Annotated in this window: 18 protein-coding genes; 9 read left to right on the top strand and 9 right to left on the bottom strand. The window is 72.6% G+C overall.

The window, feature by feature from the left end; genetic code table 11:
- Positions 1 to 77: 77 nt before the first annotated feature.
- Positions 78 to 884 carry an ABC transporter ATP-binding protein gene (locus ACQEVG_RS31130; protein ID WP_432989942.1) on the bottom strand — a complete coding sequence of 269 codons (807 nt, stop codon included), beginning with the start codon at positions 882 to 884 and terminating at the stop codon, positions 78 to 80.
- 308 nt (positions 885 to 1,192) lie between these two features.
- Entirely contained in the window at positions 1,193 to 2,308 is a 1,116-nt protein-coding gene (locus ACQEVG_RS31125; protein WP_432993033.1) for a glycerate kinase, read from the bottom strand.
- Between the two features lie 254 nt (positions 2,309 to 2,562).
- Between ACQEVG_RS31125 and ACQEVG_RS31120 the strand changes: the two genes are divergently transcribed.
- From ACQEVG_RS31120 to ACQEVG_RS31090, 7 genes are read left to right on the top strand one after another with little or no spacing between them, the layout of a single operon-like run.
- Positions 2,563 to 3,639 carry an ADP-ribosylglycohydrolase family protein gene (locus ACQEVG_RS31120; protein WP_432989939.1) on the top strand — a complete coding sequence of 359 codons (1,077 nt, stop codon included), beginning with the start codon at positions 2,563 to 2,565 and terminating at the stop codon, positions 3,637 to 3,639.
- A 46-nt stretch (positions 3,640 to 3,685) separates the two neighbouring features.
- Positions 3,686 to 4,075 (top strand): CU044_2847 family protein, encoded by a 390-nt coding sequence (locus tag ACQEVG_RS31115; RefSeq protein ID WP_432989937.1) that lies wholly within the window; start codon positions 3,686 to 3,688, stop codon positions 4,073 to 4,075.
- Positions 4,075 to 6,249, top strand: a complete 2,175-nt coding sequence (locus ACQEVG_RS31110) for a trypsin-like peptidase domain-containing protein (protein ID WP_432989935.1) — start codon at positions 4,075 to 4,077, stop codon at positions 6,247 to 6,249. Before ACQEVG_RS31115 ends, ACQEVG_RS31110 begins: the two co-directional genes overlap by 1 nt.
- Complete coding sequence (locus ACQEVG_RS31105; protein WP_432989933.1) at positions 6,246 to 7,229, top strand: AAA family ATPase; 984 nt, start codon at positions 6,246 to 6,248, stop codon at positions 7,227 to 7,229. Before ACQEVG_RS31110 ends, ACQEVG_RS31105 begins: the two co-directional genes overlap by 4 nt.
- 5 nt (positions 7,230 to 7,234) lie before the next feature.
- Positions 7,235 to 11,056: an SAV_2336 N-terminal domain-related protein gene (locus tag ACQEVG_RS31100; protein ID WP_432989931.1), complete on the top strand. Its 3,822-nt coding sequence runs from the start codon at positions 7,235 to 7,237 to the stop codon at positions 11,054 to 11,056.
- A gap of 22 nt (positions 11,057 to 11,078) precedes the next feature.
- Positions 11,079 to 11,570 carry an NUDIX domain-containing protein gene (locus ACQEVG_RS31095; RefSeq protein ID WP_432989929.1) on the top strand — a complete coding sequence of 164 codons (492 nt, stop codon included), beginning with the start codon at positions 11,079 to 11,081 and terminating at the stop codon, positions 11,568 to 11,570.
- Positions 11,571 to 11,629: 59 nt separating this feature from the next.
- The gene (locus ACQEVG_RS31090; protein WP_432989927.1) at positions 11,630 to 12,367 is read left to right on the top strand and encodes an SIR2 family NAD-dependent protein deacylase; all 738 of its coding nucleotides are present in this window, start codon (positions 11,630 to 11,632) and stop codon (positions 12,365 to 12,367) included.
- Between the two features lie 53 nt (positions 12,368 to 12,420).
- Here the strand turns inward: ACQEVG_RS31090 and ACQEVG_RS31085 are convergent, their stop codons facing one another.
- The 5 genes from ACQEVG_RS31085 to ACQEVG_RS31065 form a co-directional block, all read right to left on the bottom strand.
- Complete coding sequence (locus ACQEVG_RS31085) at positions 12,421 to 12,915, bottom strand: methylated-DNA--[protein]-cysteine S-methyltransferase (protein WP_432989925.1); 495 nt, start codon at positions 12,913 to 12,915, stop codon at positions 12,421 to 12,423.
- Positions 12,916 to 12,927: 12 nt separating this feature from the next.
- The gene (locus ACQEVG_RS31080) at positions 12,928 to 14,403 is read right to left on the bottom strand and encodes an AlkA N-terminal domain-containing protein (protein ID WP_432989923.1); all 1,476 of its coding nucleotides are present in this window, start codon (positions 14,401 to 14,403) and stop codon (positions 12,928 to 12,930) included.
- A gap of 162 nt (positions 14,404 to 14,565) precedes the next feature.
- The gene (locus tag ACQEVG_RS31075; protein ID WP_432989921.1) at positions 14,566 to 15,084 is read right to left on the bottom strand and encodes an O-acetyl-ADP-ribose deacetylase; all 519 of its coding nucleotides are present in this window, start codon (positions 15,082 to 15,084) and stop codon (positions 14,566 to 14,568) included.
- Between the two features lie 71 nt (positions 15,085 to 15,155).
- The gene (locus ACQEVG_RS31070; protein WP_432989919.1) at positions 15,156 to 16,574 is read right to left on the bottom strand and encodes a phytoene desaturase family protein; all 1,419 of its coding nucleotides are present in this window, start codon (positions 16,572 to 16,574) and stop codon (positions 15,156 to 15,158) included.
- Between the two features lie 134 nt (positions 16,575 to 16,708).
- Entirely contained in the window at positions 16,709 to 17,530 is an 822-nt protein-coding gene (locus ACQEVG_RS31065; protein ID WP_432989917.1) for an inositol monophosphatase family protein, read from the bottom strand.
- Positions 17,531 to 17,793: 263 nt separating this feature from the next.
- Between ACQEVG_RS31065 and ACQEVG_RS31060 the strand changes: the two genes are divergently transcribed.
- A complete protein-coding gene (locus tag ACQEVG_RS31060; protein WP_432989915.1) occupies positions 17,794 to 19,089 on the top strand; it encodes an FAD-dependent oxidoreductase in 1,296 nt (431 codons plus the stop codon).
- A 36-nt stretch (positions 19,090 to 19,125) separates the two neighbouring features.
- On the opposite strand, the gene ACQEVG_RS31055 is transcribed toward ACQEVG_RS31060, so the two are convergent.
- Positions 19,126 to 19,713, bottom strand: a complete 588-nt coding sequence (locus tag ACQEVG_RS31055) for a TetR/AcrR family transcriptional regulator (RefSeq protein ID WP_432989913.1) — start codon at positions 19,711 to 19,713, stop codon at positions 19,126 to 19,128.
- Positions 19,714 to 19,718: 5 nt separating this feature from the next.
- Positions 19,719 to 21,167, bottom strand: a complete 1,449-nt coding sequence (locus ACQEVG_RS31050) for an amidase (protein ID WP_432989911.1) — start codon at positions 21,165 to 21,167, stop codon at positions 19,719 to 19,721.
- A gap of 55 nt (positions 21,168 to 21,222) precedes the next feature.
- On the opposite strand from ACQEVG_RS31050, the gene ACQEVG_RS31045 reads away from it, so the two are divergent.
- Positions 21,223 to 22,014 (top strand): SDR family NAD(P)-dependent oxidoreductase, encoded by a 792-nt coding sequence (locus tag ACQEVG_RS31045; RefSeq protein WP_432989909.1) that lies wholly within the window; start codon positions 21,223 to 21,225, stop codon positions 22,012 to 22,014.
- Positions 22,015 to 22,041 lie beyond the last annotated feature (27 nt).

Below are 22,041 nucleotides of genomic sequence, written 5' to 3'. Positions count from 1 at the left end.
CCTGCCGGAGGCAGGCTGCCGCCCGCTGACCGGAGCTGTGCCCCAGATCCTCAGGTGTCGGCCAGTTTGCACCATGCTCATGCCGACCACCTCGTCAGCGTCGGCGCCGCCGCCTGCGCGCGGGACGCATCCGCGGCCGCGTCCTCGTCCACCACTCCCAGATACCGCCGGCGCACCTCGTCCGAGGAGGCGAGCTCGTCCGCAGTGCCCGAGAGGGCGACCTCGCCGACGTCGAGTACGTACGCCGTCGAAGCCAGCCGCAGCGCGATCGCCGCGTTCTGCTCGACCAGCAGGACCGATGTGCCGGCGGCGTTGATCTCCTGCACGGTCTCGGCGATCCGCGCCGCCATCAGCGGGGCGAGGCCGAGCGACGGCTCGTCGAGCAGCAGGAGCCGTGGCCCGGCCATCAACGCCCGTCCCATCGCGAGCATTTGCTGCTCCCCGCCCGACAGCAGTCCGGCCCGCTGATGGGCGCGGTCGGCGAGGAGGGGGAAGAGCTCATGCACCCGGGCGAGGGCCTCGGCGCTCGACCGGCGTCCGCCGGTCGCGCCCAGAGCGCCCGCCCGGAGATTGTCGGCGACCGTCATCCGCGCGAAGACCTGCCGTCCCTCCGGGACCTGGACGACGCCCGCGGCAACGACCCGGGTGGCGCTCAGCCCGTCGAGCGGGCGGTCGTCGAAGCGAACGCTGCCGGACGTGACGTGGCCGCCCTGAAAACCGAGGGTGCGGGAGATGGCGCGCAGCAGGGTCGATTTGCCGGCACCGTTGCCGCCGAGGACGGCGACGATCGCGCCCTCGGGTACGTCGATGGTGACGTCGCGCAGTGCCCGCACCGGCCCGTAGCCGACGGACAGCGCACGCACTTCGAGTGAGGCGGCTGCCATGCAGACCCCCTTTCCGAGCTTGTTCGAAATTGCCTGTGGGGGCACAGACCAGCAGCGGTCACACGTACCGTCCAGCCGGTATGCCCGATTCGCTGCGGATGACCAGGGATGCAGCGCCCACGTTGTGCACGGGCACAAGCGCCGGCATCCTCCGGTCATGGGTCGGCCGCAGAGCGCGACACGGGTCGGCCGGGCTGTGACGGCTGTTCTGCCACCGGAACACTGATGCCGGCACTGGATGCGCTTCGGCCGGGGCGAGAGGGACACCCCCCACCCCGGCCGCGTCAGCTCAGGAAATCCCCGTCAGCTCAGGTCAGAAAATCCCGCGCAATGCTCTCCGCCGCCCGCTCCAGCAGCGGCCCCGCCTCCGCCATGCACTTCGCCGGGTCCGGTTCCAGCGCCGTCAAGGCATACGCACGGCGGATGCCCGCGCGGCCCAGGGCCTCCGGGGGCAGGGCCAGGCGGCCGCAGACCGCCACGACCTCGATGCCCTGCGCGCGGGCCGCCGCCGCGACGCCCGCCGGCGCCTTGCCGTGGAGCGTCTGCTCGTCGAGCGAGCCCTCGCCGGTGATCACCAGCGTCGCCCGCTCCAGCGCCGTGGCGAAGCCGAGCACATCGAGCATGACCTCGATCCCGGGACGGAAGCTCGCCCCGAGCGCGACGAGCGCGCCGTAGCCGATACCACCCGCCGCCCCCGCGCCGGGCAGGTCCGCCTGCCCGGGGCCGAGGACGGACGCGTAGTGCGCAAGCGCCGCGTCCAGCGTCGCCACGTCCTCGGGCGTCGCGCCCTTCTGCGGACCGTACACCGCGGGAGCGCCCTTGGGCCCCGTCAGCGGGTTGTCCACGTCGCTCGCGAGGACCAGCTCCACATCCTTGAGGCGCGGGTCGAGCCCGGACAGGTCGGCCGTGGCGAGGTCGCGCAGGCCGCCGCCGCCGGGCCCGACCGGTTCCCCGTCCGCGTCCAGGAAGCGCGCCCCGAGCGCCGCCAGCATGCCCGCGCCGCCGTCCGTCGTCGCGCTGCCGCCGACACCGAAGACGATCGTCCGCGCCCCCGCGTCGAGCGCGGCGCGCAGCAGCTCGCCCGAGCCGTACGTCGTCGAGGTGAGCGGCGCGAAGACCCCGTCGGGCAGGTGCTGGAGGCCGGACGCCTCCGCCATCTCCACCACCGCGGTGCCGTCCCGCAGGGCGTACGCCGCCGTCAGGGGCTCACCGAGCGGCCCGGTCACCCGGACCTCGCGGCGGTCGAATCCGGCCGCCACCGCCGCCGCGACCGTGCCGTCGCCGCCGTCCGCCACGGGCAGGGTCTCGACAGCCAGACCGGGTACGACCCGCTGGAGACCAGCCGTTACCCGCTCCGCGACCTGCACGGCCGTGAGCGAGCCTTTGAACTTGTCAGCCGCAACGAGAACGCGCGCGGGCTGAATAACTGCTCCGTTCGTCACCTTGCTATCCCTTGCTATCGAACAGGCAGTCGCGCCGCCACGACCCTATCCGCCCTGTCGGAGGACGTGCCACCCGTCCGACGCGGCGCGCGAGGCGTCATGCCCGGTGCACCGCGCGGCCACGACAGCTCCCGTACGGCGTGTGAAGGCGCCTGGACCGTCACAACCTGTCATGCCGGGCAACGAGCCGCGCCAACCACCGCGCGATTCGGCCACCGATTCGGTAAACCGGACGTATGGGCCTACAGCGCGCGGACCTCGCCGACCGGATCCTCGGCGGCTGGCTGGGCCGGGTCGCCGGCAACATGCTCGGCAAACCAGTCGAGCGCGGCGACTACTGGACGCGCGAGCGCATCGACCGCTATCTGCGCCAAGCCGACGCACTGCCGCTGACCGACTACCTTCCCGAGCCGCCGCCCGGCGCCGCCCGGGCAGGCTTCGAGCTGCGTCCCGAGTGGCGTCAGTGTGTACGCGGCCGGATCCACGGCAGCTGCCGGGACGACGACGTGGACTACGCGATCCTCGGCCTGCACCTCCTGGAGACCCACGGCTTCGACTTCACCACCGAGCAGGTGGGCGAGGTCTGGCTGCTGCATCTGCCGTTCCTGCAGACGTTCACCGCCGAGCGGGCCACCTACCGCAATCTCGCCAACGGCCTGAAACCACCGCTCACCGCCACCCACGACAACCCCTACCAGGAGTGGATCGGCGCCCTCATCCGCGCCGACATCTTCGGCTGGACATCCCCGGGCGCCCCGCGCCGCGCCGCCGCGCTCGCCCGCCGGGACGCGGTGCTCTCGCACTCCGGCAACGGCGTGTACGGCGCGATGTGGGCGGCCGCCCTGATCGCCGCCGCGTTCACCGCGCACAGCCCGCGCGAGGCGATCGACGGCGCGCTGGAACGCATCCCGGCGGGCAGCCGCCTCGCCCGCACGGTCCGCCGTACGGCCGCCCTGTACGACTCCGGACTGTCCTGGTCCGACACCCTGACCGAGCTGGCGGCGGAGACGGGCCACCTCGGCTGGATCCACACCGTGCCCAACGCCGCCGTCATCACCGCCGGACTGCTGTACGGCGCCGGTGACTTCACCCCCACCATCGCCCTCACGGTCCGCGGCGGTCTGGACACCGACTCCAACGGCGCGACGGCGGGCTCGGTCGCCGGTGTGCTGTGCGGGGCCTCCGCGATCCCCGCGCAGTGGACGGACCCGCTGGAGGACCGGGTGCGCAGCGCGGTGTTCGGTTTCGACGGCGTACGGATCAGCGAACTGGCCAAGCGAACGCTGCGGTTGGCCGCGATCTCCGCGGCTTGACGCGAAACCGCTGCCACCGGCAGTCCGTGATCGGCACAATGGCCAGATGCCTGAGTACATGGAGCTTGCGCTGTCGGACGGTTCACAGGTGCGCCTGGAGCTATCGGGGGCCGGAGAGCCGCTCGCCGTACCGTCTCAGAGCACCCGCACGGCCGATCTTCCAGAAGGCTTCGGTGCGGCCAGGCCCGTGGCGAGCGGCTCCGGCCGGGCGGCGGCACTCGCGGTGGACGCGCTGCGTACGGCACTGCGCCCGCTCGGTCCGCTGCTGGACGAGGTCCATGGCGCGGTGTCGGCATCCGAGAACCCACCGCAGGAAATCACTGTCGCGTTCGGCGTCGAGATCGGCCAGGATCTGAGACTGGGCATCGTAGGGGCCAACGGCAAGGCCACCATGAGCATTTCGGCCACCTGGCAGAGTGGGACACCGCGGCGCTGATGGGCTGGTTCAGAAGGCCGGCGGCCGCGGCGCCCCGCGTTTCCGTGCTGCACGACCGCGCGTCGACCGCGGCAGGCGGGGCCGCACTGCTCTCCGCCCGGCGGGTGATGACCTGCGCGCATGTCGTCAATGACGCGCTGGGCCGCGATCTGTACACCGCCGCGCCGCCCGCCGCCGATACGCTGCGCCTCGCCTTCCACGGTCCGGGCGCGGCCCAGCACCGCACGGCCAGGCTCGCCGTGTGGGTGCCGCCGCTGTGGGGCGCATCCTCGATGGTCTGGCAGGGCGATCTCGCCGTACTGGAACTGGACGAGCCCGCCCCGCAGTGGCTGAGTCCCGTCGTCTGGCGTGACATGGCCGAAGGGCAGAGGTTACGGGCGTGGCACGGCGGCGGCGAGGCCATCGCCTTCGCCGACACCGAAGTGAAGCTCCATGAAGGCCGGTTCGGCTATCTGGACGGTCAGATGTCCGGCGCCGCGATCGGCCCCGGCTTCAGCGGCGGCCCGTTGTGGGCGACGGACGACGCCACGGTCGTGGGCCTGGTCGTGGCCCATGTGATGCCGGGCGACGGGCCGTTGAGCCCGCAGACCACCGTGCGGCGCAGCTGGGCAGTGCCGTGGCAGGCGATCCGGGAGGAGCTGGAGCGGGCGGGGGCGGCCGACACAGTCGCCGAGTGCACAGTGCGCGAGAGGTACGGGGCTTACGGCACAGGGGTGTGCGGACACGGCTCCCCGGCCGCCGGCTTCACCGCCGAGCTGTGGTCGCTGCTCGGTGATCCGGCGCGCCGGGCACAGCACGCCCGCACCCTGGCGGCCCGGCTCGGGTACGACCCCCCTGCCGATGAATCCGCCCCGTCGGTGGAGGAGTTGGCGCTGCTGCTCGCCTCGGAGGAACGCGCGCTCGCGACGCTGACCGAGTCACTCGCCCCCACCGTCCAGGGCGGCCCCGCCCGCGCCGGGCTCGACAGACTGCTCGCCCTGGGAAGGCTGACCGGTACGGCCCGGCTGCTGTCACTCGATGAACACCGGATTCTCTTACGGGAGTTGACACCGGCCGTCGTCGCGGACGCCGCACTGCTGCCGCGGGCGGCCCGTGAGGCACTGCGGTACATCATCCCGCCGCGCTCCCTGAGCGGCATCCGGCTGGATCCTCGGGACCTCGATGCGGCGGTGACGGAGCTGGAGGCGTACCGCGACGGCGGGCAGCCCGCGGACGGCACCTCGCCGGTGCCCGCCCTGCTCACCCTGGTCGAATACGTGGCCGCGGCCACCGCACCGCCGGTGCGCGAGGCCCTGCGCTCCTGGTCGGACCGGGTCGCGGCGCGCCTCGGCAGCCATCCGGCCGCGCTGCAGCTGCGCCGCGCGGACGCCGCGGCCTGGGCGGCGTACCGCCCCTCGCCCGTCGTCCGTCTGGTCGCCGAGATCTCCGGTCCCCCCGACCGTTATCAGTGCGCGCTGTGGGAAGTGCGCCAAGACGGCGCGACGGCCTCGTTGGCCACCGCGGACCGGCCGCGCAGCGCGGCCGAGATCGCCCGGATGATCCGTGAGGCGGCCGAGAACCCCCGGGACGACGGCGGTCAAGGCGTCACCCATGTGGACATCGTCGTCGACCGGGACGGCCTGCAGCTGCCCTTCGACGAGTGGGAGGCGGCCAGTTCGGTGGAGTTTCTGCCGAGGGTCCCGCTCGGGGTGAGATTCCGTATCGCGCTGCGCTGCCCGGAGGTCAGCGCTCGCGCACCGCGCCGCGAGGCGGAGCTGCGCCGCCGCTGGGAGAACGCCCACACCGGCCCGCTCGTCGTCGGTGAGAGCTGTGCGTCGCCGGAGAAGGTGTACGCGCTGCTCGAGACCAGCCACCGGGACACCGCGCAGGTCGTCCTGCACGGCCCGAGGGCGCCGCGTGAGGCGCTGCTCCAACTCTGTCTGGCCCTTGGCGTCCCGGTGGTTCTGTGGGACCGGGAGGCGGAGGGCCATGAGCACGCCCACCGGCTCGACGACATCGCACCCACCGGACCGCTGCACCAACTTCCCGAACGCATCCAGCACTTCAGGGCCGGACAGTACGGAGCGAGCGTGCCCTCGCCCGCCCGGCCCTCGCTGGTGTGGGAGAACACGGAGCTGCCACTGCCGGGTGGGCTCGAACTGCTTGACCCCGCGGAAGGAGCGGACATCCGATGAACCCCGCACACGACGACAGCGAGGGCAACGGCGACTGGAGACTGTTCCGCGGCGACGGACAGGCTCGTACGGTCGGCTTCCCCGAGGCTCCGCCGTGGCGCCGCTTCGACAACCGGTCCTCTACGGCGGCGAGCGCGCCGCCCCCGCTGCCGTATCTGATCGGGCGCGCCGAGGCCGATGTCGTCAACGCCGCGCTGCATCTGCGCCGCCCTCTGCTGGTGACGGGGCAGCCCGGCACCGGCAAGTCGTCCCTGGGGCACGCGATCGCGCACGAACTGCGGCTCGGACCGGTGCTGCACTGGCCGGTCAACAGCCGGGCCACCCTGCAGGACGCGCTGTACCGCTACGACGCGATCGGCCGGCTCCGTGAGTCGAACCTCCGGCGCGAGGCCGGCGAGGACTCCGACGATCTCGGCATCGGCTCGTACGTACGACTCGGGCCGCTCGGTACGGCGCTGGTGCCCGGTACACGCCCGCGCGTCCTGCTCGTCGACGAGCTCGACAAGGGGGACATCGATCTCCCCAACGATCTGCTGAACGTCTTCGAGGAGGGCGAGTTCGAGATTCCCGAGCTGGCCCGGCTGCCCGAGGACCAGGCCTCAATCCGGGTGATGACGGCCGACCCCGACTCCTGGACCGAGGTGATCAGGGGCCGGGTGCGCTGCTCGGAATTCCCCGTTGTGGTCATCACCAGCAACGGCGAACGCGACTTCCCGCCCCCGTTTCTGCGCCGCTGCGTACGGCTCGCTCTCCCGGAGCCGGACGAGGACAGGCTGCTCGCCATCGTCCGCGCCCATCTGGGCCCGGCGGATCTGGACGGCAACGACAAGCTGCTGCGGGCCTTCCTCGCGCGGCGGGCCCGCGGGGAACTCGCCACCGACCAGCTGCTGAACGCCGTGTTCCTGCGCAAGGGCGGGGTCGACCTGGACGCCGACGGACTGCTCGACGCCGTACTGCACCGGCTCGGCGGGACGGTGTAGCGCCGGTGTGGAGCGAGCTGCGGCGGATCCTGGCGGACGGCGGGGCGGAGCTGTCCCACGAGGAGCTGCTGGATGCGCTGTGGCTGGCCGGGCGCCTTCCGGCAGGGGCGTCCTCGGCGCTGACCGCAGCGGGCGCCGTCGCCGGACCACCCGCTCCGGAGCAGGGCGCTCTTCCGCGCGGCGACCCGCGCGCCGGCTCCGGCCCGCCCCGGCCGGAGGCACCGCAGACCGCCATGCCCACGGCGTCGGCGGACGCCCCGCACCCCGTGGCGGCGCGGCCCGCCGAGGGCCACGGCTGCGATGTGCACGGCGCGCCTGCCGGACGGCGGCGCCCGCGGCATGACCGGCCCGCCGTCCCCGTGCGCGCCCCCGAGGAAAAGGTGCTGGGCTCCGTCGAACTGCGCCTCGGCCGCGCGCTGCGCCCGCTCAAGCAGCTGCGCCCCGACCGCAGGCAGTGGGAGCTCGACGAGCCCGCCACCGTGGCGGCGATGGCCGAGACGGGGCTGCCCGACGCGGTCATGCGCCCGGGCCGCGCCCGCTGGCTGGATCTGGTGCTGCTCGTTGACGACGGGGTGTCGATGCTCCTGTGGCAGCGGCTCGCAGCCGAGACGCGGCTGCTGATGGAGCGCAGCGGCGCCTTCCGCGACGTGCGGGTATACGGGCTGGACAGCCGGGGTCCCTCCGCGCCGCTGCTGGGCCGCCACCCGTACGAGCAGGACAGCGCCCCGCTGCCCGCTTCCGCCGTCACGGACCCGGCGGGCCACACACTCCTGCTCGCCATCAGCGACGGCGTGGGCGCGGCCTGGCGGGACGGCCGGATGCACGCGGCGCTGGAGCGCGCGGCGCGGGTCGGTCCGACGGCTGTTCTGCACACGCTGCCCGAGCGGCTGTGGGAGGGCTCCGGCATCCGCGCCGAGGAGTGGGAGGTCACCACCCGCAGGCGCGGCGCACCCCATCACACATGGCAGGTCGCGGACCCGGCTCTGCCGCCCGAACTCGCCCCGTACGACGGGGTTCCGGTGCCGGTGCTCGCGCCCACCCCCGAATCCCTGGGCACTTGGGCACGGTTGGTGGGATCGCCCGGCACATCGGCGGTCCTGCCGCTGCTCGCCGCGCGGACACCCGCCCGTCCGTACGCCGCGACACGCACACCCGGCGGGGACGGCCTGCTGCGGTTCCGCAGGGCGGCCTCCCCGCAGGCATACCGTCTCGCGGCCCATCTCGCGGCGGTCGCCCCGGTCTCGGTGCCGGCCATGCGGCTGGTTCAGGCCGCGCTGGGCCCCGAGGTCGACACGGGTCATCTGGCCGAGGTGTTCCTGGGCGGGCTCATGCGCCGTACGGGCGGGGACGATCTGCTGCCGCAGCACCGTGGGTTCGACTTCGCGGAGGACACCCGGCGCATCCTGCTCGACACGCTTCCGGCAGGCGATCTCGTACGGACCACCCGCGCGGTCACCGCACGGCTCGCCGAACTCACCGACCGCGCCGCCGACTTCCCCGCCTGGCTGCCCCATCCCTCCGGGACGGACCGGCTGCCCGCGGACGGACGCCCCTTCGGCTGGATGGACGAGCGGCTGCTGCGGCGGCTGGGCATGCAGTCGGCCGTGGCACGGCCGCCGACCACCCCGGTTCCGCTGCTGTCGTTCGTCGACGCGCCGGACTCCGGATGGCAGTCGCCGGCCTCGGGGCACCCCCGGACGGCGGGCCCTTTCCGGCTCTTCGCCCGGAACCGGTACGGCTGGCCGCAGATGGGGCTGTACCTGGGGACCTCCGAGCAGCAGCCGGGGATCGCGGTGATCCGTATCCCGGAGATGCCACAGTCGTGGAGCGCCGCGCTGGTCACGACGGAGGCGGAAGCACTGTCGCGGATGGACGGCGTCTACGCGCCACGGCTGCTCGACCATGACGCCACCGCCGTACCCGCCTGGATCGCCACCTCGTACGCCCAGGACAAGCACGGCTCCGGTCCGGCGCCCAATCTGCGTTCCGTGGTCGAACAACGGGGTGCCCTGACCGGTACGGAGTTCGTGTCCGTCGGGAGGCAGTTGGCGAACGGTCTCGCACGGGCCCACCGCAAGGGCGTCATCCACGGCTCGCTGATCCCCAATTGCGCCCTCCTGGTGGGCCAGGAGGTCGAGATCACCGGGTGGATGACCGCGTCCCTGGACGGTGTGCGCAGCCCCTACCGGTCGATCCTGCGCCAGAAGGATGAGTACCGGGCGCCTGAACTCCGCGGCGACGAAGGTTCGCCCAGCGAAGCGACCGACATGTATGCCCTGGGAAGGATCCTGCTGGCGGCGGCAGCCGGCCGTTGGGACTACGACCCTGCCGAGGAGCTGCGCACCCTCCCCTGGCCGGCTCCCGACCGCCGCCCCGGCGTCGTCCTCGAACTCCTGCGACGCTGCGTCCTGCCCGATCCCGCCGACCGGCCCACCGCCGACGAGCTGCTGCGGGCCCTCACCTCCAGAGCCCATCCACAGCCCGACGCTCCGCTCAGGCCCGCGCGGCTCGGCGTGGGCGAGAACGGCCGACCGGTGCTCCTGGACCTCAACGAACGGGAGTACGGCGGCGATGGCCCGCACGCGTTGCTGACCGGGGAAGCCCGACACCGGCACCGGATGCTTGCCACCCTCGTGCGCGGTCTGGCGGAGGCGAATCCCACGGAGGCCGTCACCTTCGTCTGCGCCTGGCACGGCTACTCCGACCACCTCTCCGCGCTCGCCGCGCTGCCGACGGTGAAGTGGGCGCAGGATCTCACCGCACGGCCGGACGCCCTCCGGGAACTGCGTGGCCTGCTGAGTGCGGCGATGTACGAGCGAGGCGGGTCACGGCCCCTTCCCCGGCTCGTGCTTGTCCTGGACGACTATGGTCAGATCCTGAGGAACGGACCGGAGTTGGACATCGTCGAGGCGCTCACGACCGTTCGCTACCAGGGCATTCACGTCCTCGCCGGGGACCCTTCCGGCCGCCACGCCCCTCACCCGGGCATCGGCTCCCTGACCTGCCGGATCGAGCTCACCAGCGCCCATCGGGGCCTTCTCCACGACGGCGCGTCCCTGCCCGTCCCGTTCCGCCCCGCACCGCTGTCCGCCGAGGAGCAGGCGGCCGAGCTCGAGATCGAGCACGGCCGCGGCGTCCGGCATCTGAGGCAGGGCGAGTGGGCCGAGGCCCACTCCGTCCTCAGCGGCGTCGCCTCCGCGCGGCTGGCGCTGCTGGGACGGGAGCATCCGGCCACGCTCACGTCCCGGTACGAGCGGGGTTTCGCGCTGCTCGGACTCGGCCAGCACCGAGAGGCACTGGTCGAGTTCCAGACGGTCGACGACCGCAGATCCGCGGCCTTGGGCCCGTACCACCCCGACACCCTGGACGCGCGCCAGCAGACCGCCTTCACCCTCGGACTGCTGAGCCGTCACCGGGAAGCTCTCTCCCTGTACAACGAGGTGCTGAACAAGCGATTGCAGATGCAGGGTGGACGGCACCCCGACACCCTGCGCTGTCAACACAACACGGCATTCACCCTCAGCGCCCTCGGCCGGCACCAGGAGGCATTCCACCTGGCCGCCGAAGTCCTCACAGCCAGGATCGGGGTACTCGGCGCCGAGCACCCCGACACCTTGCTGACCCGCCACGAGATGGGCCACTTCCTGGCCCGCACGGGTCAGTGGGCCCGAGCCCTGGAGGCGTACGACTTCGTGGCCTGGGCCCGTACGCGCATCCTGGGAAGCGCCCACCCCGACACCCAAGCGGCACAGCGCGATGCCGCCCAGGCCCGGGCCCAGCTCGGCAATCCCCCGACCGGCAAACGCCCTCCGGGCAGCAAGGGCTGACGTCCCCGTTACGCTTCCCTAAGTGACCACCTCTGACTACGCCGCGTACATCGCGTCGCTCCCCCGCATCCTTGCCGGCGCCGCCGCGCTCATCCGCGACGACCAGGGCCGCGTGCTGCTCGTCGAGCCCAACTACCGCGAGGGCTGGGTGCTGCCCGGCGGCACCGTCGAGTCGGACCAGGGCGAGACCCCGCGGCAGGCGGCCCGCAGGGAGACCCTCGAAGAGATCGGTCTGGATCTGGAGCTGGGCGCGCTGCTGGCGGTCGACTGGGTGCCGGGTGTCGCGCGGCCGCCGATCGCCGCGTATGTGTACGACGGCGGGGTGCTGACCGAGGACCGGTTCAAGGCGATCCAGCTGCAGGAGGAGGAACTGGTCTCCTGGCGGCTGGTGTCCCGGGAGGAAATCCCCGCGCATCTGCTGGGATCGCTGGGCCACCGGGTGCTGGCCGCGCTCGATGCGCTGGAGGCGGGCACCGGATCGGTGGAACTGGAGAACGGGCAGCCGCCCGCCTGAGCAGGTCGGCTGTATAAATCGGCTCGCAGCCGCGGAGACGCGCTGCGTAGGCTCACCGTATGACTCTCGTCGCGATCCTCAGCGGCGCCGGCATCTCCACGGACTCCGGCATTCCCGACTATCGCGGGCCCCAAGGCCTGTGGCGGCGCGATCCGCAGGCCGAGAAGCTCGTCACGTACGACTACTACATGGCCGATCCGGACATCCGCCGCCGTGCCTGGCTGATGCGGCGCGAGAGCACGACCTGGCGCGCCGAGCCGAACGCGGCGCACCGCGCCGTCGCCGAGCTGGACCGGCAGTCCGGGTTCGCGGTCCGGGTGATCACCCAGAACGTCGACGGGCTGCATCAGCTCGGCGGCATGCCCGGGCGCAAGGTGCTCGAACTGCACGGCACGGCGCGGACCGTGGTCTGCACCGGCTGCCATGCCCGCTCCTCCATGGAGGAGGCGCTGGCGCGGGTGGAGGCGGGCGAGGAGGACCCGCCGTGCCTGGCGTGCGGCGGGATCCTGAAGTCGGCGACGGTGATGTTCGGGCAGCGGCTCGATCCGCAGGTGCTGGCCGAGGCGATGGGGATCGCCAAGGCGAGCGAGGTCTTCATCGCGGTCGGCACGAGTCTGCAGGTGCAGCCGGCGGCGTCGCTCGCCGGCATCGCGGCGGAGCACGGGGCGCGACTGATCGTGGTGAACGCCGAGCCGACTCCGTACGACGAGCTGGCGGACGAGATCATCCGCGACCCCATCGGAACGGCGCTGCCGACACTGCTGAAGCGGCTGAATTCCAGCCCGTCCGGCGATTGAGGACTGGGGCTGGGGCAAAAGCCCCAGCGGGGTCCGGGGAAAAGGCCCCGGACCTAGAAGAGCGCGTCGTCAGGCGTGCCGGACTCGAACGCCAGCAGCCGCTGCTTGCGGTCCAGCCCGCCCCCGTACCCGACGAGACTCCCCGACGAACCGATGACCCGATGGCACGGCACGATGATCCCGATCGGGTTCTTCCCGTTCGCCAGCCCCACCGCGCGCGACGCGCCCCGGTTGCCGAGCGCCTCGGCCAGTTCTCCGTACGTGCGCGTCTGGCCGTACGGGATCTGCCGCAGCTGATCCCAGACGCCCCGCTGGAAGAGCGTGCCCTCGAGCCGCATCGGCAGGTCGAACTCCGTCAGCTGGCGGGCGAAGTACGCATCGAGCTGGCGGATCGTCTCGCGGAGGGGCGCGGAGTCCTCCGCGCCGAAAGTCTCCTCGTCCGGGCGGTGGCGCTGCCGGGGCATGTAGAGGCCGCTCAGCACCCCGTCCGTGGCGACGAGGGTCAGCGGTCCGTACGGACTGTCGACAACCGTGTGCTTTCTGGTCATGGCTGAACTTCCTTACGCGGGGAGGTGGTTGATCGGATGGCCGTCGGTGGCCCAGAGGTACTGGACGGCGTACGCACGCCAGGGCCGCCAGCCCGCGGCGCGTTCGGTGAGTGCGGCGGGGGTAGACGGCAGACCGAGCTCCGCCGCCGCGCGCCGCATGCCGAGGTCGCCCGGCAGGAAGGCGTCGGGGTCGCCGAGTGCGCGCATGGCGATCACCTCGACCGTCCAGGGGCCGAAGCCGGGCAGTGCGGTCAGCTGGGCGCGGGCCTTGTCCCAGTCGCTGTCGAGGCCGAGCTGCACCGAGCCGTCGGCCAGCGCGCCGACGAGGGTCGTGAGGGTGGTGCGGCGGCTGCGAGGGAGGGCCAGCGTTTCGGGATCCAGCGCCGCGAGCTCGGCGGGGGCCGGGAACAGATGGGTGAGTCCACCCTCGGGATCCTCGACCGCCCGGCCGTGGGCGGTCACCAGGCGACCCGCGTGGGTGCGGGCGGCGGCCGTCGAGACCTGCTGGCCGAGCACCGCACGTACCGCGAACTCCGCCGCGTCGACGGTGCGCGGCACCCTTCGACCCGGGGCCTTGTCGACCAGCGTGGCGAGCAGTTCGTCCCTGCGCAACTGGTCGTCGACCGCGACCGGATCGGCGTCCAGGTCGAGCATCCAGCGGCAGCGGCTGATCGCGATGGTGAGGTCGCGTGGATCGGTGAGCGAGAGCCGGCAGGCGATGTGGTCGGGCCGCGGGGTGAGGGCGACGATGCCGTGTCCGTACGGGAGGCTCAGGGTGCGGCGGTACGCCCCGTCCCGCCACTCCTCGACGCCCGGGACGCCGGTGGCCGCCAGGTGCCCGAAGAGGTTGCTCGGGTTGAGCGGCGCGCGGTAGGGCAGTCGCAGTGCGATCACGCCGGGGGTCGCCGGCGGTGTGGAGCGGCTGCGGGCGGCGCGGGTGCGCAGTTCGCCCGGGGCGAGCGCGAAGACCTCGCGGACGGTGTCGTTGAAGGTGCGGATGGAGGAGAAACCGGCGGCGAAGGCGACCTCGGCCAGGGGGAGGCCGGTCGTTTCGATGAGGAGGCGGGCGGTCTGGGCGCGCTGGGCGCGGGCCAGGGCGAGCGGGCCCGCGCCCAGTTCGGCGAGGAGCTGGCGCTCGATCTGGCGCGTCGAGTAGCCGAGCCGGGCGGCGAGGCCCGGCACGCCCTCGCGGTCGACGACGCCGTCGCGGATGAGGCGCATGGCGCGGGCGACGGCGTCGGCGCGGGCGTTCCACTCGGGCGAGCCGGGGCTGGTGTCGGGTCGGCAGCGCTTGCAGGCCCGGAATCCGGCCTGCTGGCAGGCGGCGGCGCTCGGGTAGAAGGTCATGTTCTCGACTTTCGGCGGCACCACCGGGCAGCTGGGGCGGCAGTAGATCCGCGTGGTCAGTACGGCCGTGAAGAACCAGCCGTCGAAACGGGCGTCCTTCGACTGGACGGCGCGTACGCAGCGCTCGGTGTCGGTGTGCATGGCTACAAGCATCCGGCAGCGTGGGAGCCTGGGCTAGCGAGAAAACGACATCATCCTTCAGCTGCCAGGGCCGCTCGAGGGCCCGGGCGGTCGACGCGGCGCACGATCTGCACACGAGCGTCGAGGTCGCACAGGGCGAGGCCGCACCGGAAGTAAGACCTGTCAGTGCTCCTGCGCGGCGAAGGCCGCATACGCGGGCTCGTCGAAGAGGACGAAGCGCCCCTCTTCCACGGCCGTGTCCGCATCCCGCACCGTCTCGACAGCGATGCGGGCGCCGTCGTCGATCGGCCAGTCGTAGATGCCGGTGGAAATGGCGGGGAACGCGACGGTGCGGGCCCCCAGTTCGTCGGCGATTCGCAGCGACTCGCGGTAGCACGAGGCCAGGAGAGCGGAACGGTCCTCGGTGGCCGACCAGACGGGTCCGACCGTGTGAATCACATGGCCGGCGTCGAGGTTGCCGGCGGTGGTGGCGACGGCCTGGCCGGTGCGCAGCCCCCTGCCGTACCGCGAGGCGCGCAGGGCGCGGCACTCGGCCAGGATGTCCGGTCCGCCGCGCCGGTGGATCGCCCCGTCGACGCCACCGCCGCCGAGGAGCGAGGAGTTGGCGGCGTTGACGATGGCGTCGACATGCTGCTGGGTGATGTCTCCGCGGACGAGGACGATGGCGGGCTGATCGGTCATAAGGCCATCATCGCGCGCGGTGGCTCCCGGCGGGTGGGTGGCGCCGGTCTCCCTCGGCGGCGGGTGGGCTCTCAGCGGGTGGCGCGCAAACGGCGCCAGACCGCCTTCGCCGCGTGATGGCCGGACATACCGTGCACGCCGGGGCCCGGCGGGGTCGCGGCCGAGCAGATGAAGACGGCGGGGTGCGAGGTCGCGTACGGCACCTTGGCGAGCTTGGGACGGATCAGCGTCTGCAGTCCGGCGAACGCTCCGCAGGCGATGTCCCCGCCGACGTAATTGGCGTTGTGCCGGGCGAGTTGGGGCGGGCCCGCGACCGCGCGGGCCAGCACGAGGTCGCGGAAACCGGGCGCGAAGCGCTCCAGCTGCCGCTCGATGACCTCGGTGGCGTCCCCTTCCCAGCCGGCCGGCACATGGCCGTACGCCCACAGGACATGCTTGCCCGCCGGCGCCCGGGAGGGGTCGATCACGGTGGGCTGGGAGGTGATCAGGAAGGGCACACGGGGGTCACTGCCGGCGACGGCGGCGCGCAGGGCGGCATCGATCTCACCGGCCGTGGGGCCGATGTGCACGGTCCCGGCCGTGCGAGCCTCCTTCGCGGTCCAGGGCATCGGGCCCGACAGGGCGTAGTCGATCTTGAACGCCGCGGCGCCGTACCGGTAGTGCTGATACGCCCGGCCGAGTCCGGCGATCCGGGCCAGCGCGGTCGGCGAGGTGTCGAAGATGTACGCGCGGGCCGGAGGGAGCTCGTCGAGCCGCTTCACCTCCGCGCCCGTGTGAATCGTGCCGCCCTGTTCCCGCAGATACGAGGCCAGCGCCTCGGAGATCGCCTGCGAGCCGCCGCGGGGCACCGGCCAGCCCTTGTCATGGGCGGCCAGGGCGAACATCAACGCGATGCCGCCGGTGGCGAGGCCGCTGGTCGGGGCGATGGCATGGGCTGCGAGCCCGGCGAGCAGACCACGGGCCCGCTCGCCCTCGAAACGGCGCGAGATCCAGGTGGCGGGCTGGAGCGCGGTCAGTCCGAAGCGGACGTAGCGGTACGGGTCACGGGGCAGGCCGTCCCAGGGCGTGCGCAGGAAGTCGGCCGCGAAGGTGTTCCAGTGGCCGAGGTAAGGGGCGACGAGCCGGCGGTACGCCCCGGCGTCACCGGCCCCCAGCGACATGGCGGTCTCGCCGACCGAGCGGCTCAGCACGGCCGCGGTGCCGTCCGGAAAGGGGTGCGCGAGGGGGAGTTCCGGGTGCAGCCACTCAAGGCCGTGGCGGGCGAGAGGCATGGCGGCGAACGCGGGCGAGCCGATGCCGAGCGGATGGACCGCTGAGCAGGGGTCGTGGCGGAAGCCGGGGAGGGTGAGCTCCTCGGTCCTCGCTCCCCCGCCGATGGTGTCCAAGGCCTCGTACACCGCCACCGAGAAGCCACGGCGGGCCAGTTCGACGGCGGCGGTCAGCCCGTTGGGTCCCGCCCCCACGACGACGGCATCGAGCATCGACGGCACCTTCGGACTCCTTTGTCAGCCGATGGCCAAGGCACCCAGGATATTGCCGCGGGCGGGTGGCCGGGGCGGAGGGTGGTTCCGGCGCGATGTTTTCCGGGCTCGGACGGATGGCCGGGCGGGGCACGGCGCGGGGCTCACCCCGCCAGCAAGGACCGGATCCTGGCCGCCGTCGTCGCGTCCCTCGCCGCCGTGAACGGCAGCGCATTCCGGCCCTTGATGCGGAACGGCACACCCGCCACCGTCACCTGCGCCCCTCCCGCCTCCGTCACCAGAAGCACGCCCGCAGCGTGGTCCCACGCGTTCTCCCAGGAGAAGGCCACCGCGTCCAACTGGCCTCGTGCCACGTCCAGATACTCCAGACCCGCCGAGCCGCACGGCCGCGCGTGCACACCGTCCACGTTCAGGCCCAGCAGGGCCCGCTTCTGGTCCGGGGTCGTGTAGTCCGGGTGCGACATCGCCACCTCGAGCACCGCCCCGGGCGCGGGGGAACCGGCCCGCAGAGGTGTGCCGTTGAGGTGGGCGCCGCCGCCCCGTACGGCTGTCGCCATCTCGTCGAGCACCGGCGCGTACGTCCACGACGCCAGCACCTCACCCCGCTGCGCGAGAGCCACCAGTGTGCAGAACCCCGGCTCGCCGTGGACGAACTGCCGTGTCCCGTCCACCGGGTCCACTATCCAGACCGGCGCCTTGCCGTGCAGTGCCTCGTACACCGACGGGTCCGCGTGGACCGCCTCCTCGCCCACCACGACGGAGCCGGGCAGCAGGGCTGTCAGTGATGCGGTCAGGTGCTCCTCGGCGTTGCGGTCGGCCGTGGTCACAAGGTCGTGCGGTCCGGTCTTTTCGATGATCTCGTGCGCGGCGAGCTGCCGGTACCGCGGCATGATCTCGGTGGCGGCCGCCTTGCGGACCGCCTCCTCGACGTCGGACAGATCACCATTGAGGAAGTCATCGATCATATGTCCAGCTAAGCACGCCCTGCTGACATCGCGCTGTCCCCTCGGCGCCCCACCGCGTAACACTGCATGCCCCTGCGGTTCGCCGCCCTTGGACCATGGGTCACCGAGAGTGACGTCATGACGCCTGATCGGGTTCCGGTCACCCCGGCCGGAACCGGGCCAAGCCGTCGGCGGGCGGCTTGACGCGCCGTTCGCCGCCGGGTGATTGTCGCCACCCGGGCTGCGCCATGACGGGCCGTGACGGAAGATCAAGGAGCGCAACGATGCACATAGTGATCATCGGCGCCGGCATCGGCGGTCTCGCCCTCGCGCAGGGCCTCAAGCGGGCCGGCCTCGGCGTCTCCGTCTACGAGCGCGACCGCACCCGTACCGAACGGCTGCAGGGATACCGGATCCATATCGCCCCATACGGCTGCCGCGCCCTGCATGCCTGTCTGCCCGCCGATGTCTACGACCTGTTCGTGTCCACCAGTGGCCAGGCGAACAGCACGCTCGCCTTCTTCACCGAGAAGCTCGACGAGCTGATCACCCTCAACACCACCGAGATCGGTATGGACACCGGCCATCCGACCGACACCTTCAGGTCGGTAAGCCGCATCACCTTCCGCGAGGTCCTCCTCGCGGGCCTCGGCGACGTCGTGCGGTTCGACAAGGCCTTCACCCACTACACGCAGGAGTCCGACGGCCGCGTCACGGCGCACTTCAGCGACGGTACGCAGGCGACCGGCGACGTCCTTGTCGGCGCGGACGGGACCAACTCCGCGGTCCGGGCCCAGTATCTGCCGCAGGCCGCGCACCGCGACACCGGCGCGGTCGCCATCTCCGGCAAGGTACCGCTGGGAAGTGAGGTGGCGCGGCTCTTACCCCGCCCGTTCAGCACCGGCGGAGCCATGGTGCTGGCGCCGCACGGCTACTTCGGTTTCCTCGCCGTGCACGAGTTCCGCCGCGACGAGCGTGGCCAGGCCCTCAGCATCTCCCCCGACTACGGCATCGACCCCCAGCTGCTCTTCGACAACACCACCGACTACGTCATGTGGAACGTGCTCGCCAAGTGGGAGAAGTTCGGCGACCGCAAGGCGATTTCGGCGATGTCCGCAGAAGAGATACGGGCGCTGGTGCTGCGTGCCGTCGGCGGCTGGCATCCGAGTCTGCTGCGGCTGGTCGAGGAGTCCGACACCGGCACCGTCTCGGTGCACCCGCTGTACACGTCGCGCAGGCCCGGGCCGTGGCGGCCCAGCAATGTCACCGTTCTCGGCGACGCGATCCACGCCATGCCACCCACCGCCGGAGCCGGTGCGAACGCCGCCATCGTCGACGCCGATCTGCTGTGCCGCCGGCTGCAGGCCGTCGGCGACGGCGGGCGGCTCACCGACGCGATCGGCGCGTACGAGAAGGCGATGCGCGACCACGCCTTCACCAAGGTCGCCGCAGCGAACCGCAATCTCGAACAGGGCGTGGCGGACAACCGGTTCGCCCTTGCCGGCTTCCGCACCTTCCTGCGCCTGGCCGGCACCGTCGGTCCGATCCGGCGCAAGATGACCGCCGCCATCGCCAAGTAGGGGCCACCACCGAGGAGGGCGCGAGGCCGCCGGCGGTCAGCGCCCGGCGTCCTGGACCACGGCTCCCCGCGCGAGCAGCAGCAGCGCGTCGACGAGGTCCTCGGCGGGGCCGCCGGTGGCCAGCCGGCGCAGCTGGAGGCCCATCACCAGCGCGACGGTGGTCGCGGCGAGGCGTTCGGCGTCCGGGACGCCGAGGCCGGTGAGGATCTGCGCCGCGAGCCGGTCGTACGCCGCGAAGGCCTCGGCGGCGGCCTCCCGCAGGCGCTCGTCGCGCCCCGCCTCGACATACAGCTCGAAGGGCGCGATGTGCTCACTGTCGAAGGCGGTGCCGCCCGCCACCTGGCCCGCCAGGGCGGCCGCGCCCTCGATGTCGACGCCGTCGCTCTGGCACTGGTCGGCGAGCTCGGTGAAGCGGCGGGTCTCCGCGCGCACAAAGTGCAGCAGGCTCTCGCGCAGCAGCTCGTGCTGGGTCTCGAAGTGGTACGTGACCGAGCCGAGCGAGACCCCGGCCTCCTTGGCGATCCGCCGGTTGGTGACCGCCGCGACCCCGTCCTTGCCGATGATGTGCAGGACGGCGGTGATGATGCGCTGCCGGGTCGCGGCCGAGCGGGCGGGATTGGACATGACGGTCATTGTTCCACCGGCACGCTCCCGGGGATCACGGGGGCGGGCCGCGTCGTGGGGGCGGGCGGCCGCTTCTCGTACCACCGCTGGTCCGCCTCCAGTTGGGCGGCGAGCGAGATCAGCCGTTCCTCGCTGCCCGCGGGGCCGAGCAGCTGGGCGCCGACGGGCAGTCCGTCGGTGGTGAGTCCGGCGGGGACGTTGACGCCGGGCCAGCCGAGTACGTTCCAGGGCCAGGCGTACGGGCAGGCGGCCGCCATGGTCGCGTCGGTGCGCCAGGCGCTGAGCCCGTCGAAGGAGCCGATGCGCGGGGGCGGCGCGGCGGTGGTCGGGGTGAGGACCACGTCGTACGAGTCGAAGATGGCGCCGATCCTGACGTGCTGGCGTGCCTCGCGGGCACGGGCAGCCCGGACGACGCGGCCGCCGAGGGTTCGGCCGTGGCGCATGGCGATGCGGGTGCGTGGGTCGAGGAGTACCGGGTCGGGGTGCAGGGCCGCGACCTCCGCGATCCCAGCGGTGGCACGCGGCACGAAGGCGAGGCCGATCAGCCCGTAGCGCGGCCGGGCCTCCTCCACGTGGTGACCGAGCCGGGCGAGCGCTTCGGCGAGTGCGGTGACGGCACGACGCACCTCGCGGTGGGGCATGGTGCGGGTCAGGGTGAGCGGGGGCCGCCAGGCGAGGGCGATGCGCAGCTTGCCGGGGTCGCGACGGGCGGCGGCCGACGCCGCGATCGCGTCGGGGCGGTGCAGGTCCTCGGGGTGCGGGCCCTGGACCACGTCGAGCAGAAGGGCGGCGTCGGCGACGGTGCGGGCGAGCGGGCCGTTGACGGCGAGGCCCTGGAAGGCGTCGGCGTAGGGGTGCAGGGAGACCCGTCCGCGCTGGGGTTTGATGCCGACGAGATGGGTCCAGGCGGCCGGGATGCGGACCGATCCGGCGCCGTCGGAGCCGAGCGCCGCGGGTATGAGGCCTGCGGCGACGGCGGCAGCGGAGCCGCCGGAGGAGCCGCCCGGGGTGTGGTCGGTGGACCAGGGGTTACGGGTGGCGCCGAACGCCGGTCCTTCGGTGAACGGCCACTGGCCGAGTTCGCAGGAGTTGGTCTTGCCGACGATCACGGCTCCCGCGGCGCGGAGGCGGCGTACCGCCTCACCGTCCCTTTCGGCCGGGGGGAGTTCGCCGCAGCAGCCGAAGAGGGTGGGCAGCCCGGCCACATCGGTGTCGTCCTTCACGGCGAGCGGCACGCCGAGGAGGGGCAGCCGCTCCCCCGCGGCCAGTCGCCCGTCCGCGTCGCGGGCGTCGTCGAGGGCGCGTTCGCCGCGTACCCAGCGGAAGGCGTTGATGGTGGACTGGCTGGCCTCGATGCGCTCGATGGCACGGGTGACCAGTTCCTCGGAGGATGCCCCGCCATGACTCAACAGCCGTATGTGTTCTGTCAGTCCGCCGACTTCTTCTGTGGACACGACCGTCCCGCCTCCCTATTGTTCGTTCGAACGAACAGAACTGGAGGGTAACCAGATGCGCATCACCGGAGCAACCGTTCTGCTCACCGGGGTCACCGGCGGTATCGGCGGCGCGCTCGCCGCCGAACTGTCCGCCAGGGGCGCGAAGTTGGTGCTGACCGGCCGCCGCCGCGAGGCGCTGGAGCCGCTCGCCGAACGCTATGGCGCGCGCACGGTTCTCGCCGACCTCGCGGACCCCTCGGACGTGGAGCACCTCGCCGACGAGGCGGCCGACGCGTCCATCCTGATCGCCAACGCCGCGCTGCCCTCCAGCGGCGATCTGCTCGACTACACGCCGGAGCAGGTGGACCGCGCCCTCGCGGTCAACCTCCGCGCGCCCGTCATGCTGGCCCGGCTGCTCGCCCCCGCCATGGTCGAAGCGGGCCGGGGCCATATCGCACTCGTCGGCTCGCTCTCCGGCAAGGCGGCGACCAAGTCCACATCCCTGTACAGCGCGACGAAGTTCGGGCTGCGCGGCTTCGCGCTGGGCTTCCGCCAGGATCTGCACGGCACGGGCGTCGGCGTCTCGATCGTCCAGCCCGGTTTCGTACGGGACCTGGGAATGTTCGCCGCCACCGGGGCAACTCCGCCCGCCGGGATGCGTACGGTCTCGCCGCGGCAGGTCGTGGACGGGGTGCTGCGTGCCGTCGAGCGGAATGTCGCCGAAATCAACGTCGCCCCGCTGGAGTTGAGACTGCTGAGCGCGATCGCGGGCCAGTTCCCGGCCTTCGCCGAACGGGTGCAGCGGCGGGGAGCGGGCGAGCAGACGGTCCGCGAGATCGTCGCGGCCCAGCGCTCCCGTCGCTGAACGGCCGGTCCAGCCGCCGGGTTGAAC

Source organism: Streptomyces sp. CA-135486, assembly GCF_050936555.1.
Taxonomy (GTDB): Bacteria; Actinomycetota; Actinomycetes; order Streptomycetales; family Streptomycetaceae; genus Streptomyces.
The sequence above is the reverse complement of the archived record's forward strand: the minus strand, read 5'-3'. Positions and strand labels throughout refer to the sequence as shown.

Bases quoted from the DNA above. Each gene is read 5' to 3' on its own strand.
- ACQEVG_RS31130 (WP_432989942.1), bottom strand. From the start codon at position 884: ATGGCAGCCGCCTCACTCGAAGTGCGTGCGCTGTCCGTCGGCTACGGG.
- ACQEVG_RS31120 (WP_432989939.1), top strand. From the start codon at position 2,563: ATGGGCCTACAGCGCGCGGACCTCGCCGACCGGATCCTCGGCGGCTGG.
- ACQEVG_RS31115 (WP_432989937.1), top strand. From the start codon at position 3,686: ATGCCTGAGTACATGGAGCTTGCGCTGTCGGACGGTTCACAGGTGCGC.
- ACQEVG_RS31110 (WP_432989935.1), top strand. From the start codon at position 4,075: ATGGGCTGGTTCAGAAGGCCGGCGGCCGCGGCGCCCCGCGTTTCCGTG.
- ACQEVG_RS31105 (WP_432989933.1), top strand. From the start codon at position 6,246: ATGAACCCCGCACACGACGACAGCGAGGGCAACGGCGACTGGAGACTG.
- ACQEVG_RS31090 (WP_432989927.1), top strand. From the start codon at position 11,630: ATGACTCTCGTCGCGATCCTCAGCGGCGCCGGCATCTCCACGGACTCC.
- ACQEVG_RS31085 (WP_432989925.1), bottom strand. From the start codon at position 12,915: ATGACCAGAAAGCACACGGTTGTCGACAGTCCGTACGGACCGCTGACC.
- ACQEVG_RS31080 (WP_432989923.1), bottom strand. From the start codon at position 14,403: ATGCACACCGACACCGAGCGCTGCGTACGCGCCGTCCAGTCGAAGGAC.
- ACQEVG_RS31075 (WP_432989921.1), bottom strand. From the start codon at position 15,084: ATGACCGATCAGCCCGCCATCGTCCTCGTCCGCGGAGACATCACCCAG.
- ACQEVG_RS31065 (WP_432989917.1), bottom strand. From the start codon at position 17,530: ATGATCGATGACTTCCTCAATGGTGATCTGTCCGACGTCGAGGAGGCG.
- ACQEVG_RS31060 (WP_432989915.1), top strand. From the start codon at position 17,794: ATGCACATAGTGATCATCGGCGCCGGCATCGGCGGTCTCGCCCTCGCG.
- ACQEVG_RS31055 (WP_432989913.1), bottom strand. From the start codon at position 19,713: ATGTCCAATCCCGCCCGCTCGGCCGCGACCCGGCAGCGCATCATCACC.
- ACQEVG_RS31045 (WP_432989909.1), top strand. From the start codon at position 21,223: ATGCGCATCACCGGAGCAACCGTTCTGCTCACCGGGGTCACCGGCGGT.